15 protein-coding genes are annotated in these 18,796 nt (G+C 63.4%); 9 read left to right on the top strand and 6 right to left on the bottom strand.

Features of this window, described 5'->3' with window-relative positions; translation table 11 throughout:
• From KAQ61_RS02365 to KAQ61_RS02340, 6 genes are all read left to right on the top strand, one after another.
• Window positions 1–612 carry a pilus assembly PilX family protein gene (locus tag KAQ61_RS02365; protein WP_045267276.1) on the top strand — a complete coding sequence of 204 codons (612 nt, stop codon included), beginning with the start codon at window positions 1–3 and terminating at the stop codon, window positions 610–612.
• Window positions 613–622: 10 nt separating this feature from the next.
• Window positions 623–4,990: a pilus assembly protein gene (locus tag KAQ61_RS02360; RefSeq protein WP_210930374.1), complete on the top strand. Its 4,368-nt coding sequence runs from the start codon at window positions 623–625 to the stop codon at window positions 4,988–4,990.
• Window positions 4,984–5,415: a type IV pilin protein gene (locus KAQ61_RS02355; protein ID WP_210930373.1), complete on the top strand. Its 432-nt coding sequence runs from the start codon at window positions 4,984–4,986 to the stop codon at window positions 5,413–5,415. Before KAQ61_RS02360 ends, KAQ61_RS02355 begins: the two co-directional genes overlap by 7 nt.
• Before the next feature lie 3 nt (window positions 5,416–5,418).
• Window positions 5,419–6,009 (top strand): GspH/FimT family pseudopilin, encoded by a 591-nt coding sequence (locus KAQ61_RS02350; RefSeq protein WP_045267279.1) that lies wholly within the window; start codon window positions 5,419–5,421, stop codon window positions 6,007–6,009.
• A 38-nt stretch (window positions 6,010–6,047) separates the two neighbouring features.
• A complete protein-coding gene (gene ribD, locus KAQ61_RS02345) occupies window positions 6,048–7,139 on the top strand; it encodes a bifunctional diaminohydroxyphosphoribosylaminopyrimidine deaminase/5-amino-6-(5-phosphoribosylamino)uracil reductase RibD (protein WP_210930372.1) in 1,092 nt (363 codons plus the stop codon).
• A gap of 72 nt (window positions 7,140–7,211) precedes the next feature.
• Window positions 7,212–9,002 (top strand): phospholipase D family protein, encoded by a 1,791-nt coding sequence (locus KAQ61_RS02340; protein ID WP_210930371.1) that lies wholly within the window; start codon window positions 7,212–7,214, stop codon window positions 9,000–9,002.
• A gap of 30 nt (window positions 9,003–9,032) precedes the next feature.
• Here KAQ61_RS02340 and KAQ61_RS02335 read toward each other — a convergent pair whose 3' ends face one another.
• The gene (locus tag KAQ61_RS02335; RefSeq protein WP_210930370.1) at window positions 9,033–10,097 is read right to left on the bottom strand and encodes a tRNA dihydrouridine synthase; all 1,065 of its coding nucleotides are present in this window, start codon (window positions 10,095–10,097) and stop codon (window positions 9,033–9,035) included.
• Window positions 10,098–10,280: 183 nt separating this feature from the next.
• On the opposite strand from KAQ61_RS02335, the gene KAQ61_RS02330 reads away from it, so the two are divergent.
• Window positions 10,281–10,769 (top strand): hypothetical protein, encoded by a 489-nt coding sequence (locus KAQ61_RS02330; RefSeq protein WP_210930369.1) that lies wholly within the window; start codon window positions 10,281–10,283, stop codon window positions 10,767–10,769.
• Window positions 10,770–10,787: 18 nt separating this feature from the next.
• Here the strand turns inward: KAQ61_RS02330 and KAQ61_RS02325 are convergent, their stop codons facing one another.
• The 5 genes from KAQ61_RS02325 to clpB all read right to left on the bottom strand — a co-directional run bounded on the left by KAQ61_RS02325 (window position 10,788) and on the right by clpB (window position 17,285).
• Window positions 10,788–11,960, bottom strand: coding sequence for a methyltransferase (locus tag KAQ61_RS02325; protein ID WP_210930368.1), 1,173 nt, complete (start codon window positions 11,958–11,960; stop codon window positions 10,788–10,790).
• Between the two features lie 61 nt (window positions 11,961–12,021).
• Window positions 12,022–12,543 carry a GNAT family N-acetyltransferase gene (locus KAQ61_RS02320; RefSeq protein WP_042411160.1) on the bottom strand — a complete coding sequence of 174 codons (522 nt, stop codon included), beginning with the start codon at window positions 12,541–12,543 and terminating at the stop codon, window positions 12,022–12,024.
• A 206-nt stretch (window positions 12,544–12,749) separates the two neighbouring features.
• Complete coding sequence (locus tag KAQ61_RS02315; protein ID WP_210930367.1) at window positions 12,750–14,195, bottom strand: coniferyl aldehyde dehydrogenase; 1,446 nt, start codon at window positions 14,193–14,195, stop codon at window positions 12,750–12,752.
• 56 nt (window positions 14,196–14,251) lie between these two features.
• Window positions 14,252–14,623 carry a hypothetical protein gene (locus KAQ61_RS02310; protein ID WP_154163741.1) on the bottom strand — a complete coding sequence of 124 codons (372 nt, stop codon included), beginning with the start codon at window positions 14,621–14,623 and terminating at the stop codon, window positions 14,252–14,254.
• A gap of 52 nt (window positions 14,624–14,675) precedes the next feature.
• Window positions 14,676–17,285 (bottom strand): ATP-dependent chaperone ClpB, encoded by a 2,610-nt coding sequence (gene clpB, locus KAQ61_RS02305; protein WP_043379218.1) that lies wholly within the window; start codon window positions 17,283–17,285, stop codon window positions 14,676–14,678.
• Between the two features lie 238 nt (window positions 17,286–17,523).
• Here clpB and KAQ61_RS02300 point away from each other — a divergent pair, with 238 nt between their 5' ends.
• Entirely contained in the window at window positions 17,524–18,084 is a 561-nt protein-coding gene (locus KAQ61_RS02300; protein ID WP_210930366.1) for a cytochrome b, read from the top strand.
• Between the two features lie 43 nt (window positions 18,085–18,127).
• On the top strand, window positions 18,128–18,700 hold the full coding sequence (locus KAQ61_RS02295; RefSeq protein ID WP_210930365.1) for a YceI family protein: 573 nt from the start codon (window positions 18,128–18,130) through the stop codon (window positions 18,698–18,700).
• Window positions 18,701–18,796 lie beyond the last annotated feature (96 nt).

The following is an 18,796-nucleotide window of genomic DNA, read 5'->3' as shown; positions in this document are numbered from 1 at the left end:
ATGCAAACCCAGACCTTCGCCCATTCACAGTCGCGCCGGCAACAAGCCGGAGCTTCGCTGATCATCGTGCTCATCCTGCTGGGGGTCATGATGGCCCTGGGCGCCGGCGCAGTGCAACTTTCCATGATGGGCGAGCGCAGTGCCCGCAACGACCGTGATTACCAGGTCGCATGGCAGGCCTCCGAAGCGGCATTGGTGGATGCAGAGTTGGATATCGATATCAAAAATGCTGGCACATCCACCCGCATGGGCAGCTTTACCGAGAACAACTCCATCGATTTCCTGGCCAACTGCGGCAGCTCGGGTGTCAACAAAGGGTTGTGCCTGCCCAATCAAACGGGCAAGCCCGTGTGGCTGGCAGTGGACTTTTCGGCCACAGACTCCCCCAGCGTGGAACTGGGCGACTTTACATCAAGCGAGTTTGACAGCGGCACCAGCGGCCTCAAGCCACGTAAGAAACCGCGCTACATCATTGAAATTTTGACCGACACCGCATCACGTGGCGACGCCAGCATTGGCGGTGACCAGCGGTATGTGTACCGCGTCACCGCGATGGGCTTTGGGCCCCGCACCGACATCCAGGCCATGACCCAGATCATCTACCGCAAATAAGGTAGCAGCCATGAAACATCTACTGCCCCGCAGCAAAGCTGCACGTCTCACCTTTTTGACTCTGGCCCCTTGTATTGCCGGTTATGCGCTGCTTGCACTGAGTCAACAAATCAGTTCAAACCCCAATACCGCAAACGTGGTGGAAACGGCTTTGGCAGCAGACCCGTTGTATGCCCAGGGCGCAGGGCAAAAACCCACGCTGACCCTGGCTCTTTCGGTTGAATTTCCCACGGTGGGCGCCGCCTACCGTGACAACTACGCGCAAAGTACCACCTATGTAGGCTACTTCGACAGCGAGAGTTGCTACCGTTACAACAAGACCGACAACTATTTCGAGCGCTACGGCGCATCCACCAACCATGGCTGCGCCGGTGCGGGCTTCAGCGGCAATTTCATGAACTGGGCCAGCACCTCGGCCATCGATATTTTGCGGCTGGGCCTCACAGGCGGCGACCGCATCACCGACGATGCCAGCCTGACCGTGCTGCAACGTGCCGTAATTCGCACCGATTTCTACAACAACGGCAATTACTTTCCGGCAAAGACACTGCCAAGCGCCTCGGTCAACAACGCAGTTCCTACCGCTCTGAAAACCAAGAACGATGGCTCCACCCACACGGGCGACATCAAGATTGCCAGCTGCCTGAACCGCATTCACTTCGGCACTGAAACCACGGGCAATTGCACCACACCTGGAAACAACGCCAACCTGGGTTACACCGCTTATGCGGATGGCCGCATCGGTGACATCAATAAAAGCGAAGTCAGCACCAGAATAGATCTGACGCTGTATCAAACAGCCACTTGTGCAGATGGCTCAAACTGTTCATTTACAGGTGTAAGAAAAGTTTATTTTGGCAGACAAGAATCTGGAAGAAACGGAAAGGCATACTGGCATTGGGCTCATGTAAAAAACACGTTTAACTGCAATCAGTCCGAATCTTCCATGGGCGATCCGTCACCAGGAACCACAAAATTTTGCTATGTATCAAACGCTAGTTACGACCATCTTTTTCCTGGAATTGGGCTGAGCAATAACGCATATTTCTTTACGCGCGCCAAGGTTTGCGACTTCAGCGGATCAACATTGAGCGACCCCCGCGGCACCACATACTGCCAACGTTATCCCAATGGCGGCTACAAACCCGTGGGCAACATGCAGCGCTACAGCGACCGCATCCGCTTAGCTGCGTTCGGTTATTTGATGGAAGACGGCAACGCGCGTTATGGTGGTGTGTTGCGGGCACCCATGACTTACGTAGGGCCACGTGCTTATGACGCCAACGGTAATGCCATTTCCGGCACCAACACCTTCCAAGAGTGGGATCCGAATACCGGAATCTTTATCAGTAATCCTCGAGGTGCGACAGATGAAGCGAATAGTGGGGTGATCAACTACCTCAACAAATTCGGCCGAACTGCGGGCTACGAAGGCATCTACAAAAGCAACGACCCTGTGGGCGAGCTGTACTACGAAAGCTTGCGTTACCTGCAGGGCCTGCAACCCACTGCGGCAGCTGTGTCGAATATCGACTCCGCGAAGCGCGCGGGCTTTCCTGCATACAGCACCTGGACAGATCCATTTGATGGGGGCTCTGCCAACAATAACTACGCATGCTTGCGCAACAGCATCTTGCTGATTGGCGACGTCAATACCCATAATGACAAATCACTACCAGGCAATAACCGAACAAGCGGCAGTGGCGATTTTGATCGCACAGCCGAAGTCAATCTCTCCAACAATATCCCCGACTTCAAGGAGTGGACCCGCGTAGTGGGTGGTTTTGAATCTGGTAATGCGGTGAACTACACCGATGGCGATGGCAGAAACCGTACCACCAGCAATCCCTCAAGCAGCCCCAATACGGCTCGCTGGGGCATGGAGAACCAGAACACAGGCTCCTCCAATGCCGCGTACTACATGGCGGGCGCGGCCTACTGGGCGCACACCCACGACATCCGTGGCAGCCAGTGGAGCGTGGCGGCCAAACGGCGACCCGGCATGCGCGTCACGACCTATGTGATTGACGTCAACGAAAGCAACAACCAAAACAACAACAACAACAACCGCTGGAACAGCCAGTTTTTCTTGACCGCCAAATACGGAGGGTTCAGCGACTTGGATGGGGATGGCAATCCTTTTACGCCGGCCACCACAGATGATGCCCTGGGTACTAAATACTGGGCCAAGGACACTGCCCCCACCGAAGCCAAAACCTATTTTCTGGCCAGCGATGCCAATGCCATGCTCAAGGCACTGGATGATATTTTTGTGGCCGCCACCCAGGTGAGTAGCTCGATTGCTAAACCTGCGCTGTCCAGCAGCCGACTCACGACCTCGGACAGTTATGTCTACCAAGCAGATTTTGATCCCGAATACTGGTCAGGGGATGTCAAACGACGCGCACTGCGTGTCAACTCCAGTGGTGGTGTCGAATTGAGCGACGAAACCGATGCGCTGTCTGCGGCAAAAGTCCTGGATGCACGCACGAATGCAGACATGGCCAATCGCAAAATATTTGTCGGGAAAACCAGTGGCACCAGCAGCGGCTATGCCACGGCATTCACATGGAGCACCATCGAAAGTGCTTTGCAAACCGCACTCAACAAAGCGACGCCCACGGCCACGGCCGATAGCAACGGACAGCTCCGCCTGAGCTTTCTGCGTGGAGATCGGAGCCTGGAAGCAACCACCTTCCGCAAGCGCGCATCACGGCTTGGCGACATCGTGAATTCAGGCATCACCTACTCTGGAGCACCGACCACCCGCTATGCCGACACGGCATACAAAACCTTTTATACAAACAATCTGGCACGCACCAAAGCTGTTTTTGTGGGCGCCAACGACGGCATGCTCCACGCGTTCAATGCCGACACACTCGAGGAATTGTTTGCCTACATTCCCAGTTGGATGGGTACCAAGCTCTCCACCTTGACCACCAGCGACTACAACTCCAGCCGCCATACCAGCTATGTGGATGCCACGCCAGTTGTGGCCGAAGCCCAAGTGGGCAGCAACTGGAAAACAGTGCTTGTCTCTGGCACCGGCGGCGGGGGTCAAGGTGTTTTTGCATTGGACGTCACCGACCCCAGCCAGTTCAGCGCAAGCAGCGTCATGTGGGAATTCACTGATGCGGACGACGCCAGCCTTGGCAACGTCGTAGGCCAGCCTAAGATCCTGAAGCTGCGCACCAGCGCGCCCAATGCAAGCACCATCACATACAAGTGGTTTGCCGTCATTGCCAGCGGAGTCAACAACTACCAGGAAGACGGCACGGGACGTTTCAGCACCACCGGTGAACCGGCTTTGTTCCTGCTTGACCTAGCCAAACCCACCAGCACGAGCTGGGCCCTGGGCACCAACTATTTCAAGATCACCCTGCCCTTGATCAAAACCACCGATAGCGGCACTCAGCTTGTCACAAACGGCACCGTGGTAAAGCCATCGGGACTTATCAACTTCGATGCCATCGGCAATGCAGACGGCTCTGTGCAGTTCTTTTATTTCGGTGACCTGCATGGCCAGTTCTGGAAACTGGACATGAATGCGGCAAATCTATCCTCCAGCACAGCCAGCGCTTGGAGCTTGAACACTTTGTCCTATTACAAAAGCAGCGGAACCGCAAGGCCCATGTACATTGCCCAGTCTTCAGATGGGAAAGTGCAGCCGATCAGCATGACACCCAGTCTGGCGTATGGACCTCAAGGTGCTTACATCATCAGTTTCGGCACGGGAAAATATCTGGAAGCGACGGATAACGCCATCAGTGGCAGCCAGACACAGTCTTTTTACGTGCTGTATGACTTGCCGGATCAGCAGCTGGACACCAAAGGCACTGCGCGTTTCAATGGACGTGAGCGTTTACAGCAGGGCACCGTATCCGGCTCCACCGTATCCACCACCAGCTTCTTCTGGGTGGCACCGAGAGATGCCACCACGACAGATACCAACAAAAAGGCCGGCTGGTTCATTGACTTCCCCTACAGCGGAGACCGGGGTGGCGAGCGCCAGATCACAAATGCCGTACTGTTTGGCAAACAAATCCTGTTCAACAGTTTGTTGCCACCGACGGCCTCCGGCAGCGCATGCGGAGGGGGCTCAAGCTACTCCTACGCAGCAGACTTAGCCAGCGGCGCGGGGAGTGTGTCGGGTCTGTCAGAAGGTGCCCTGGGTGCCCCCATTCTGCTCAAGCTCGGCAGCGACCTGTCGGCGGCTAGCACCACAGGTGGCAGATTCAAAACAGAAAATGTTGGCGTACTCAACCCTTCGGCCAAGGGCCTGAGCAACATTTCAACGCAGAGCGCTACGTACCCCGTGGGTCGCCTGAGCTGGCGCCAGATCAACAACTACCAAGACCTGAAAAACAAATCATGGTGACCTTCCGTCGACCTCACGGTTTCACACTCATCGAATTGATGATCACTGTGGCCATCATCGCCATCCTGGGGGCTGTGGCGTTCCCCAGCTATATGGAGTCGGTGCGCAAATCCAAGCGTGCCGAAGGCCGGGTCGCCATGATGGAGGTGCTGCAGCAGCAAGAGCGCTACATGACACAAAACAATACCTACCTGCCGTTTGCGAGCAATGCCACCGATGTCCCCTTCAAAAATTTTTCCGGTGACCAGCGTGCCAGAGCTGCCTACCTGATAGGCGCAAGGGCCTGCACCGGGCAGACGATTGCCGACTGCGTGGAAATTTTTGGCGCCCCGCAATACTCCGACCCCTTTGTGACGGAGCTCACCATCACCAGCACGGGGGTCAAAAGCTGCACCGGCAACCGCACCAGCGTGTGCTGGAACTGAACCATGCGCCGCAACCACTTGCCCCACCTGCTTCCACGCGGCTTCACGCTGATCGAGCTCATGGTCACTTTGGCTCTGCTGGCCATCTTGGCGAGCATCGCAGCCCCCAGCCTAGGGACCTATCGCAGAAATGCAGAGCTGACTTCCGTCACCAACAGTTTGGTCGCCGCACTGAATGCTGCACGCAGCGAAGGCATGAAACGCAATATGAATGCCATGGTCACCCCCTTGAGCAATGACAACCAATGGGTGAATGGCTGGCGTGTGTTCATCGATGTCGATCGCAGCGGCGCCTACAACAGTGGGGACATTGTGGTCATGGAGCAGGCAGCACTCCCCAGCTACCTCGCAGTTACGGCCAATGGAACCAGCGCGGAGTCTCCCAGCTACATTCTTTATGACGGATCGGGCTTCTCCAAAACCAAGGCGGGAGCATTTGGTGCGAACACCCTGGAAATCAAACGCGGTGATGTTGGCACCACCAATTTCCGCGAGATTCGGCGGCTGAAAATTGCAGCGACCGGCAGAATTCGGACCTGCACGCCAAAATCGGCCAGCGATACCGCTTGTTCCGCCACTGGAGCCGATAGTTGACTGTTTGTTTGTTCCCTGAATCCTCCAGCGCCCCCTTCATGCCCCAGGCTCTGTCCCTGGCCGCTCAGGCGCTTTTCATTTCCAATCCCAACCCACGCGTTGGCTGCGTTTTAGTCAATACCCAAGGCCAAGTCATCGGTCAGGGCTTCACCCAGCAAGCCGGCGGGCCGCATGCCGAGGTCATGGCGCTGCGCGATGCGGCGGCGCAAGGCCACAGCACCCAGGGGGCCACGGCCTATGTCACGCTGGAGCCCTGCTCCCACACCGGACGCACAGGCCCCTGCTGCAACGCGTTGATTGATGCCGGCATCGCCAAGGTGGTCGGCGCCATCACCGACCCCAATCCGCAGGTGGCTGGACAAGGTTTTGCCAAGTTGCGGGCCGCCGGGGTGCAGGTCGAGGTGGACGCGGCCGCCGGCCTGGCTTCGCGCGAGTTGAACCTGGGTTTCTTCAGCCGCATGGTGCGGGGCACACCCTGGGTGCGCATGAAGGCGGCCACCTCGCTGGATGGCAGTACGGCCTTGCACAACGGCCGCAGCCAGTGGATCACCGGCCCCGATGCGCGTGCCGACGGACACGCCTGGCGGGCCCGGGCCTGCGCCATCCTGACGGGCATCGGCACCGTGCTGCAGGACAACCCGCGCCTGAATGTGCGCGAGGTGGCCACGCCCCGCCAGCCCAAAGTGGTGGTGGTAGACAGCAAGCTGGACATGCCACTGGATGCTCATGTTTTAAAAGCAGCTAGTGGTTGCACCATCTACACTTCAAGCACTAACCCATCTAAAACTGAGGCTTTGCAGGCGCTGGGCGCTACTGTGATTGCACTGCCAAACGCACACGGCAAGGTCGATCTGGCCGCCATGCTGCGCGATCTGGGCGCCCGCGGCACCAACGAGTTGCATGTGGAAGCCGGCTTCAAGCTCAACGGCTCCCTGCTGCGCGAAGGCCTGGTCGATGAGCTGCTGCTCTACCTGGCCCCCCAGTTGCTGGGCACCGGCGGCATGGGGCTGGCCAACTTCGGCCCGCTGGACGAGCTGGCACAGGGTGTGCCGCTGCAGTGGCAGGACGTCAGCCGCATCGGCAATGACCTGCGCATCGTGGCACGCGTGGCGGGGCGCGACCAGTTTTAGGTCTGCGCCCCCCGTGCAAAACCTCTGGCGTCTGACAGGCCCGCGCCACCGCGCCGTCTTATAAATTCCTGCATGCCTTTTCTTCTGCCTGCACGCTTTGGCCGCGCCCGGCGGCGCCTGGCCCTGTACGGCCTGCTCTGCGCCAGCGCCCTGGGCTTGACGGCCTGCGGCAGCCTGCCGCCCATGCCGCCACGCACGGCCAGCACGGCGTTAGCAGCCCCACAGGCCACGCCACTGGGGCAGATGGTGCAGACCCAGCGCCAGGCCGCCAGCACGCGCTACACCTCGGGCTTCACCCTGCTGGGTGGCGCCCAGGCGGCTTTCACCAGCCGCCTGGCCCTGGTGCAGGCCGCCACCCAGACGCTGGACCTGCAGTACTACGCCATCCACGCCGATGCCAGCACCGCCCGCCTGCTGGAGGCCCTGGTCCAGGCCGCACAGCGCGGGGTGCGCGTGCGGGTGCTGCTGGATGACTTCCATGGTGCCGGCAAGAACGCGCAGGTCATGCGCCTGGCGTTTGTGCCCGGCATCGAGATGCGCATGTTCAACCCGCTGACGGGGCCACGCGGCTCGACCGTGCTGCGAGCACTGTCCACGCTGACCGATTTCCAGCGCGCCCAGCAGCGCATGCACAACAAGCTGTTCATTGCCGACAACAGCATCGGCATCACCGGCGGACGCAACCTGGGCGACGCCTACTTTGACGCCCTGGACAGCGACAACTTCATCGACCTGGATGTGATGGCGGCAGGTGCCGCCGTGCGCCAGCTTTCCGCCAGCTTCGACCGCTACTGGAACGACGCCCGCGCCTACCCCGTCAGTGCGCTGGTGTCCGAGCCCGAACTGCTGCGCCTGCGCGCGCACGCCAGCGAGGACCAGGAACAGGCGCTGGTGCAGGCCGCCATCGCCACCAGCAAAACCGCAGGGCTGCAGCCCATGGATTTGCAGGCCGTGCCGTGGATCTGGGCACCTGCCCTGGTGCTGGCCGATGCCCCGGGGAAGATTCCGCCGCCGCCCGAGGACGCCCCGCCAGACACCGGCAGCGCCGCCGCCGGCGACACGGCCACACCGCCGGCCGATACTGAGGACAACCATGCCACCCAGTTGCTGCCGATCCGCCTGCCGCCCACGCAGGAGGCCGCGCCGCGCAGCCAGCCGACCTCACCCAACCGCCAGGCCCTGCGCCAGGTGCTGGCCCCGGTGGTCGGCCAGGACAATGTGGTCAGCGGCCTGCTGGCCCTGATCGACCAGGCCAGCAGCGACATCCTCATCGTCTCACCCTACTTCGTGCCGGGCGACGACATGAAGCAGGCCTTTGCCCGTGCCCGCGCGCGGGGCATCCGGCTGCGCATCCTGACCAACTCGCTGGCCTCCAACGATGCGCCGCTGGCCCATGCCGGCTATGCGCGCCACCGCCTGGCCTTGCTGCAGCAGGGGATCGAGTTGTATGAGTTGCGCAGCCTGCAGGACGGCCGCGTCGGCACCGGCACGCTGCGCGGCACGGCGGGCACGATCACCGGCTCGCAAGGCCAGTCGCGCGCCATGCTGCACTCTAAGATGCTGGTGCTGGACCACAAGCTGACCGTGGTCGGCTCCATGAACCTGGACATGCGCTCGCAGCTGCAGAACACCGAGATCGCCCTGCTCATCGCCTCGCGCCAGCTGGCCCAGGAAGCCACGGCCAACATCGAGGCCACGCTGCAGGAGGCCGCCTGGCGGGTCGAAGACACGCCGCACGGCCTGGTGTGGCGCGCCCCGGCGGGCAGTGACTGGGGCGACCGCCGCAGCGAACCCGATGCCAGCCTGCCGCTGCGGCTGATGATCCAGCTGATCGGCCCGCTGGCGCCTGACCATTTGCTCTGAAAAGCGCAGCTGCCTGCGCTGGTCAGTGCTTCATTCCAGCACGTAATCGCCGTCAGGCATCCGGTCTTCGTACGCGGCAAGCTCTTGTTTGTGTAGCAGGAAGGGCACGCCGCAGCGCGCGCACTCCTGCTCGATCCACGCCGTCACCAGGCTTTGCTGGGTGATCACACGCACGCACTGGAATGCCACCTCGGCCTCGGGGTAGCGGCGGCGCATCAGGTTCAGCCACTGCTTGAGCCGGCCAGCGCGCTGGTTGGGCGTCAGGTCGCGACAGACCATCCACCAAAAGCGCTGGATGTGGGGCAGCAAATCCGCCCAGGCCACCACGGGCGGCAGCGCGGCCGGCAGCGCGAGTGCCTCCTGCGCGCCCTGCGCCAGCGCCTGGCGCACCGCCAAGGCCAGACCCGGGTCGGCCACGCTGCCGCGGCCCAGCATCAGGTCGCTGCAGCCGGACTGCGCACGGCAGCGCAGCGCGTCCTGCACGGTCCAGATCTCGCCATTGGCCACCACGGGCACGCGCACGGCGGCCGCAATCTCGGGGATCAGCTCCCAGTAGGCCGGCGGGCGGTAGCCCTCCACCTTGGTCCGGGCGTGCACCACCAGCTCGCAGGCGCCGTTTTCGGCCATGGCCAGCGCGCACTCGCGCATCAGGCTTTTGTCGTTGAAGCCCAGGCGCATCTTGGCCGACACCGGCAGGTGCACCGGCACGGCGCGGCGCACGGCGGCCACCAGGGCGGCGATCGCCTCGGGGTCCTGCAGCATCGACGCCCCACCGCCGTGGCGGTTCACGGTCTTGGCCGGGCAGCCGAAGTTCAGATCGATGCCCTCGGGCTGCAGGCGCGCCAGCGCGGCCGCGTTCTCGGCCATGCTGACCGGGTCCGAGCCCAGCAACTGCGCCCGCACCGGCACGCCGGCCAGGGTGCGGCTGCCGTGCCGCAGCTCCGGCATGTAACGCAGAAACACCCGGTCCGGCAGCAACGAGCCGCTGACGCGGATGAACTCCGAGACGCAGCGGTCCACCCCGCCCACCCGGGTCAGCACATCGCGCAGCACAAAGTCCAGCAAACCCTCCATCGGGGCCAACATCAGTCTCATGGAATTTTCAGCGGCACCCATGGGTGCATTCAGATCAAAATCACGCTCCAGCGCTTGCCCAGCAAGCGCAGGCAGCTATCAATATGGAGGGCTTGTCGCCATCCAGCCTGCCATTGTCGCAAGCCTGGGGCATTCCTGCCGCGGCTTCATCGTGCTGTCACACAGCTTGTGTGCAATCGACCGATGTCCCTGCAACGCACGCCCAAAGCCCTGCTGGAGCTGGCCCCTGGCCAGCGCCACCTGAGCCTGCGCGAGCGTTCCCTGCTGCTGCTGGCCGAGGGCACGCCCCTGGCCCAGCTGCAGGCCATGTACCATGGCCAGGGGGCGGCGCTGGTGCAGCGTCTGCTGCAGGACGGCTACCTGCAGCAACCCAGTGCGGCACGGACCACGGCAGCGTCCGAGTCCCCCAGTGCCACCGCACCCATCAGCCTGGCGGGCGTGCGCATGCACCTGTTCGACCTGTGTGAACGCATGTTTGCCAACCGCCTGCACGACACCGCCCACCACCTGCGCCAGATGCTGCGCGAAGCCCGGGATGTGGACAGCATGCTGCACGCCCGTGATCAGCTGCTGCGTGCCGTGCACCTGCATGCCGGTGCCGAGCGGGCCGAAGCCCTGCGCCAGCAGCTGGCCGACATGCTGCCCGAGCGCAGCCTGGACACGCCCAGCTGAAGCCGTCTCAGCCCGCCATCAACGCGCCTGCAGGCGCCACAGCGAGGTGACTTCCTGCGCGCGCGCAGCGTGCAGCGGGTCGCTCGTATCCTGTGCCTTGCCATGGCGCGGGCGCACGTCCAGCTTGCCCACCACCTGCAGGCCGGCGGCCTCGATCCAGTCCAGCAGCTCGGCACGGCTGCGCAGGCCCAGGTGCTCGGCCAGATCCGACAGGATCAACCAGCCCTCGCCCTGCGGCAGTAGGTGCGCGCGCAGACCGGTCAGGAATCCCCGCAGCATGGCGCTGTGCTCGTCGTACACGGCCTGCTCGAGCGTGGTCACGGCGCGGGCCGGCAGCCAGGGCGGGTTGCAGACGATCAGGCCGGCCTGCCCTTCGGGGAACAGGTCGCAGGCCTGCAGCTGCACGCGCTGCGACAGGCCCAGGCGCTGCAGATTCTCCTGGGCGCAGGCCAGGGCGCGTGGCGACAGGTCCGTACCTACCACCTGGCGCACGCCACGCTGCACCAGCAGCGCCGAGAGCACGCCCGTACCCACCCCGATGTCGAAGGCCAGCGCCTGGCCCACGGCCGGCAAGGGCGCCTGGGCGACCAGGTCCACATACTCCCCGCGCACCGGCGAGAACACGCCGTAGTGCGGATGGATGCGCGCCTGCGCCCCCAGCACCGGCATGGCCACGCCCTTCTTGCGCCACTCATAGGCACCCACCACGCCCAGCAACTCGCGCAGCGCCACCGCCTGCACACCGGCATCACCGCTGGGCGCACCCCAGGCCTGGGTGCAGGCTTCGCGCCAGTCGGGCGCACGGCGCAGCTGCATGCCGTAATCGGGCTGCAACGGCACCAGCAGGCTGTTCAACACCCGGGCGCGCTGGCCCTGGGCCTGGCGGTGCAGGTGGAAGGCCTGGGCCGGGCTGACCGGCTCCGCGGCAGGGCGCGGCTTGCCCCGGCCTGCGGCCTTGCCGGCCGGCTTGCGCGCGGGCTTGTCCAGGCGGCGCTTGAGCGCATCCAGCAGGTGCCGCGCGTTCTGGAAGTCTCCCTGCCACAGCAGGGCCGTGCCCTCGCACGCCAGGCGGTAGGCGGTATCGGCGGACAGGGTGTCGTCCGCCACCACCACGCGGCGCGGCGCGGGCAGGCCGCTTTCACTGCGCCAAGCAGCTTGGTGGTCAACGCCTTGGTGGTGCCAGTGCAGCATGGAAATTTCCTTGGTCAGGGTACAAAAAAATCGGCCCGCCGAAGCGGGCCGTGGACAGCGATCAGTTCAAGGGCCGCTTGAGGCGGACTTCCTCGATCTTGATGCCGGCAATCACCGCCGTCTTGGCGGTCGACATCTCGCGCTTGAAGCCTGCCATCTCATGGAAATGCAGGGCACGCTCGTTGCGCAAAGGGACCCAGGCGGTGACGTTGGTGCAGCCTTCTTCAAGCAGGCCTTCGCGGGCAGCGTCCCACAGGGTCACGCCGACGCCCTTGTTCCAGTGCGAAGGGGCCGCGTAGATGGCCCAAATTTCGCCAGTGGTCTGGCGCGACTTCTCGTCACGGGAACGGTCAAAGCCAACAAAGCCTACGATCTTGTCGCCGTCGATGGCCACTTGCACTTGCGGCTCGCAGTACTCAATGGCCTCACGCCAGTAAGCTTGGCGCTTCTCGACGGAAGACATGGCTTTCAGTTGATCGTCAGGCACGATGCCACGGTAGGCTTCCAGCGCAGAAGCAGTGTGGATTTGTGCAATCGCCTTCGCATCGCGAAGGGTTGCAGGACGAACCTGGTAATTGGACATGGAAAAACCGGAAACGGGAACAGGTGTTGAAAACGAAAGTCGGCAATTGTCAGTGAAAACGGTTTTTCACCTCAGGCCTTTCGTTTGTAGCCATTTGCCCAAGTACGGCTGTATCCGGTTTCTTGCCCCTTCAAAAAGGATGTGCTAGGCCTGTCGCAGCGCAAGCCACGCCAGGCCATTCGGGGCGTTTTCAGAGTGGCAAGCGCTCAGTGCAAGCGCTTGAGGAGCGCCATGACACGCTCGAACTTGGCGCCATACGGGGGGTAGAGCCAAGCAGCAGGGCTCCATTTTGCTTGCAAAAAGACCCCCTTTTGGTGAGAAAAGCGTAAAAATCCATGCTCTCCGTGGTACGCACCCCAGCCGCTGGAGCCCACGCCGCCAAACGGCAGGTTGTCGTGCGCGACGTGCATCAGGGTGTCGTTGACGGTCACGCCACCGCTGACCGTGCGGCGCAGCACGCTGTCACGCTGCTGCACATCCTGCCCGAACCAGTACAGGGCCAGCGGCCGTTCCCCGGCGTTGATGGCCTTCACCACATCGTCCAGGTGGTCGTAGCTGATCACCGGCAACAAGGGACCGAAGATCTCCTCGCGCATGATGTCCATCTCGGAGTGCACATTCCACACCAGGGCCGGCGTCATCTGGCGCTGCACCGCATCGCCCCAGCCAGGGGCGGCCGAAGCGGGGCTGGCACTGGCAGGGCCGGCCTCCAGCCACTGCACATGCGCGCCCTCGCTTTCCGCCTGCTGGGCCAGGTTGCGCAAGCGGTTGAAATGCTTCTGGTTGATGATGGCCGCATAGTCCGGGTTGCCGGCCAGGGCGGGAAACAGCTGGGCCACGGCCTTGCGGTAGGCCTGCTCGAAGGCCTGCTCGCGCCCGCGCGGCAGCAGCAGGTAGTCGGGGGCGATGCAGGTCTGCCCGGCATTCAGCAGCTTGCCGTGGGCGATGCGCACAGCAGCCTGCGCCAGATCGCAGTCGTTGCCGATGATGCAGGGGGACTTGCCACCCAGCTCCAGCGTCGTCGGCGTCAGGTGCTGGGCCGCAGCCATCGCCACCTTGCGGCCGACGGCGGTCGAACCGGTGAACACCAGGTGGTCGAAGGGCAGGCCGGCAAACTGGCTGGCCACCTGGGCATCGCCCTGGATGACGCAGAACTCCTCGGGGCTGAAGAACTGGCCGATCACGTGCGCCAACTGGGCCGAGGTGTGCGGTGTCAATTCGCTGGGCTTGAGCATCACGCGGTTGCCGGCCGCCAGGGCCGCGATCGCCGGGCCCAGGGCCAGCTGCAGGGGATAGTTCCAGGGCGAGATGATGCCCACCACCCCCAGCGGCTGGCGCTCGATGCGCGCCGTGGCGGGCAACAGGTGCAAGGGGGTCCAGACGCGCTGCGTGCGCATCCAGCGCTTGAGCTGGCGCAGCGTCTGCTGCAGCATGGTGCGCAGCACCATGAGGTCGGCCATCTCGGTCAACTGGGGGGAGCGCACGCCGAAGTCGGCCTGCACCGCGGCCGCCAGGGTGGTGCCATGTTCGTGCAGCAGCTTCTGCAGGCGCAACAGGCGTTCTCGGCGCACCAGCTCGGGCACGTCCACGTGCTGGCGGCTGGCCTGGTATTGCAGCTCAAAGGCTTGCTGCCAGGGGGAAGGAAGGTGCATGCTGGCGTTGTCTCCGTCGCGTTCTCTCTCGTTGGGACCTTCCTGGGAAGGCCGGCTCAGCGCTCGTGGACTTCGCGGGGTTGCACGTCGCTCACATCACCGGCGACCTGGGACAGGATGCCGCCGCGCTTGCTGCCGGGCGCAGTGCTGAAAGGGGGCGCCGTTTCGGCAGCCGCCGCCGATTGCGCAGCCATGCCGCCAAAACCGCCGGCGCGCTGGTACATGCTGGTCCAGCTGCTGGCCGCGCGCATGGGCATGACCCAGGGCGTCACGGGCTGACCGGTGAGCTTGGCCCACAGCGCCCGCAGCCCCCACAGGGCCGCCAGCAGACAGCCCACGGTGAGCAGGCTCAGAAAGAACACGACACCGACCATGAGCAGGACGATGCGGACGGTCCAACGGGTGGCCCAGTTCAAAAAATCGTTCAAAGCAATCCCTTTCTCAATGCGGCCAGCCCCTTGCGGCGCTGGCCGTCCCGGATCAGGCGCCGCCGTCGGCGGCGACCAGACCGAAATTGAAGACTCCGGGGGCCTGGACAGGGTCCACCGAAACCTCGATCCGGCTCTTGGGCGGGAACTTGCCTTCCAGCAACAGGCGCGAGAGCGGGTTCTCGATGCGCTGCTGGATGGCCCGCTTCAGCGGACGTGCGCCAAAGACCGGATCAAACCCTACTTTAGCCAACTCTGCCAAAGCAGGCGCTGTCACGTGCATTTCCAGGTCCATCTTTTGCAGACGGCGCTGCAGCAACTGCAGCTGGATCTGGGCAATGGCCTCGATGTGCGCCGCATCCAGTCCGTGGAAGACCACGGTTTCATCGATGCGGTTGAGGAATTCGGGTCGGAAATGGGATTTAAGTTCCCCCCACACCGCGTCCTTGATGTCCTCGCTGTCCTCACCGACCATGGCCTGGATCAGGTGCGAGCCGATGTTGCTGGTCATCACGATGACCGTGTTCTTGAAGTCCACAGTGCGGCCCTGGCCGTCCGTCAGGCGGCCATCGTCCAGCACCTGCAGCAGCACGTTGAACACGTCGGGGTGGGCCTTTTCGACCTCGTCCAGCAGCAGCACGCTGTAGGGTTTGCGGCGCACGGCCTCGGTCAGGTACCCGCCCTCTTCATAGCCCACATAGCCGGGGGGCGCGCCAATCAAGCGTGCCACGCTATGCTTTTCCATGAACTCGCTCATGTCGATGCGCACCAGGTGCTCTTCGCTGTCGAACATGAAGCCGGCCAGCGCCTTGCACAGCTCGGTCTTGCCCACGCCCGTGGGGCCCAGGAACAGGAAGCTGCCCAGCGGCTTGTTGGGGTCGGACAGGCCCGAGCGCGAGCGGCGGATGGCGTTGGCCACGGCCGAGATCGCCTCGTCCTGACCCACCACGCGCTCGTGCAGCTTGGCTTCCATGTGCAGCAGCTTGTCCTTTTCGCCCTGCATCATCTTGGACACGGGAATGCCCGTGGCGCGGCTGACCACCTCGGCGATCTCTTCGGCCCCGACCTGGGTGCGCAGCAGCTTGTGCTTGGGCGCCTCGCCATCGGCCTCGCTGGCCTGGGCTTCCTTGAGCTGCTTTTCCAGCGCGGGCAGCTTGCCGTACTGCAGCTCGGCCACCTTGTTGAAGTCGCCCTTGCGCTTCCACTCCTCGATCTGGGTGCGGATGGCGTCCACTTCCTTGCGGATCTGCTCGGAACCCTGGGCGCTGGCCTTTTCGGCCTTCCAGATTTCCTCCAGGTCGGCGTACTCGCGCTCCAGCTCGATCAATTCGTCCTCGATCAGCTGCAGGCGCTTTTGCGAGGCCTCGTCCTTTTCCTTCTTCATGGCCTCGCGCTCGATCTTCAGCTGGATCATGCGGCGCTCGAGCTTGTCCATGCTCTCGGGCTTGGAATCGATCTCGATCTTGATCTTGGCCGCGGCCTCGTCGATCAGGTCGATGGCCTTGTCGGGCAGGAAGCGGTCGGTGATGTAGCGGTGGCTCAGCTCTGCTGCAGCAACGATAGCGGGGTCCGTAATGTCCACGCCGTGGTGCGCCTCATAACGTACTTGCAGACCGCGCAGAATGGCGATGGTGTCCTCCACCGAGGGTTCTTCCACCAGCACCTTCTGAAAGCGCCGCTCCAGCGCCGCGTCCTTCTCGATGTACTTGCGGTACTCGTCCAGCGTGGTCGCGCCGATGCAGTGCAGCTCGCCGCGCGCCAGCGCGGGCTTGAGCATGTTGCCGGCGTCCATGGCGCCTTCGGCCTTGCCGGCGCCGACCATGGTGTGGATTTCGTCGATGAACAGGATGATGCGGCCCTCGTCCTTGGCCACGTCATTGAGCACGGCCTTCAGCCGCTCCTCGAACTCGCCGCGGTACTTGGCGCCGGCCAGCAGGCCGGCCATGTCCAGCACCAGCACGCGCTTGTCTTTCAGGGTTTCGGGCACTTCGCCCTCGACGATGCGCTGCGCCAGGCCTTCAACGATGGCGGTCTTGCCCACGCCGGGTTCACCGATCAGCACGGGATTGTTCTTGCTGCGGCGCTGCAGCACCTGGATGGCGCGGCGGATTTCGTCGTCGCGGCCGATCACCGGGTCCAGCTTGCCCATGCGGGCACGCTCGGTCAGGTCCAGGGTGTATTTCTTCAGCGCCTCGCGCTGGCTTTCGCCCTCGGCGCTGTCCATGGTCTGGCCGCCGCGCACGGCGCTGATGGCGGCCTCCATGGCCTTGCGGGTCAGGCCATGCTCCTTGGCGATCTTGGCGGCCTTGGTGTCGCTGTCGGCCAGCGCCAGCACAAACAGCTCGCTGGCAATGAACTGGTCACCGCGCTTGATGGCTTCCTTTTCCGTGGCCTGCATCAGCTTGCCCAGCTCGGAGCCGATGGTGACCTGGTCGTGGCCCTGAACCTCGGGCAACTGCTTGACGGCGTTTTCCACGGCCGTGGACATGGCTGCCACATTGGCGCCGGCACGCTGCAGCAGGGCCTTGGGGCCGTCGTTCTGGCGCAGCATGGCGGCCAGCAGGTGCAGGGGGTCGATGTAGGCGTGGTCGTTGCCCAGAGCCAGGGTCTGGGCGTCGGCCAGGGCTTCCTGGAATTTGGTGGTGAGCTTGTCGATGCGCATGGGTGGCTTCCTTCAACAGCAAATCAATAACTGCTTCACAGCTAAGGGCTTGGCCAGGGTTTTCAAGGGCTGCCTGGCCTGAAAAGGCCCCATCCATCCGGCCCGGTGCCGGCCCGCGATGCCGGCTTGTGCCGCAAAGTTCCTTGCAATCTTTTGAATCTTGTCATCAAGTGCATTGAATGCTGTGTCAGAGGAGGCCTTCTAGACTGCCTGCTTTTGCCCCCCTTTGTCCCGCACCATGCCCACCTCCCCCGCCCACCGCTACACCACCACCGCGATTGCCCTGCACTGGGTGCTGGCCGCCGCCCTGCTGGGTCTGCTGGTGTTCGGCTGGTACATGGTGGGGCTGCCGTTCTCGCCCGCCAAGCTCAAGTACTACAACTGGCACAAGTGGGCCGGCGTCACCATCCTGCTGCTGAGCGTGCTGCGCCTGGTCTGGCGCCTGGTCCACCGCCCACCGGCCCTGCCCGCGCGCATGGCCGCCGCCATGCCGCGCTGGCAGCACCTGGCCCACCATGGCGTGCACCACCTGCTGTACGCGCTGTTCTTCGCCGTGCCGCTGATCGGCTGGGCCTACAGCTCGGCGGCGGGCTTTCCCATCGTCTGGTTCGGCCTGTGGCAGCTGCCCGACTTCGTGCCCGCCAGCCCGGCCCTGGCCGAGGCCATCAAGCCCTGGCACATGCTGACGGCCTACACCCTGGTGGCCCTGGCGGCCCTGCACATCGCCGCCGCGCTCAAACACCAGGTGATCGACCGCGACGGGCTGCTGCGCCGCATGTGGCCCGGCAGCGTGCGCTGACCCCCTTCCATCCCGTTGTTTGCGAACGCCACAAGGATTGACCATGACTTTCACCTCCCCACTGCGTGCCACCGTGCTGGCCAGCGCCGCCCTGCTGGGCACCGCCGCCATGGCGCAGCAGGCCCTGGTGCCTGCGCAAAGCAGCATCCAGTTCAGCGCCAAGCAGCTCGGCGTGCCCGTCAGCGGCCACTTCAAGCAGTTCAGCGCGCAGGTGCAGTTCGACACCGCCAAGCCCGAGACCAGCAAGATCCACTTCACCGTGGACACCGGCAGCGCCACCATGGGCTCCAAGGAGACCGACAGCAACCTGTTCAGCGCCGACTGGTTCAACATCGCCAAGTTCCCCAAGGCCACGTTCGACTCCAGCGCCGTCAAGGCCCTGGGCGGCGGCAAGTACCAGATCGACGGCACGCTGACCATCAAGGGCCAGGCGCAGAAGGTTTCCGTGCCCGTGCAGCTGACGCAATCGGGCACCATCACCACGGCGTCCGGGACGCTGCCGCTCAAGCGCCTGAGCTTCAAGATCGGCGACGGCGACTGGGCCGACACCTCCATGGTGGCCGACGAGGTGAACGTGCAGTTCAAGCTGGCCCTGACCGGCGTGGGCAAGCTCTAAGCCCTGTTTTGGAAGCAGCTGGCGCGCGCTGCACTTGGGTTTCCGATGCTTTACGGCTTGAAACCTAATGAATTCGCGCGCAGGCAGCTCTCTTTT

Source organism: Comamonas aquatica (assembly GCF_018064205.1).
In the GTDB taxonomy this organism is placed as follows: Bacteria; Pseudomonadota; Gammaproteobacteria; order Burkholderiales; family Burkholderiaceae_C; genus Comamonas; species Comamonas aquatica.
This window is presented reverse-complemented; position numbering and strand designations above follow the sequence as displayed.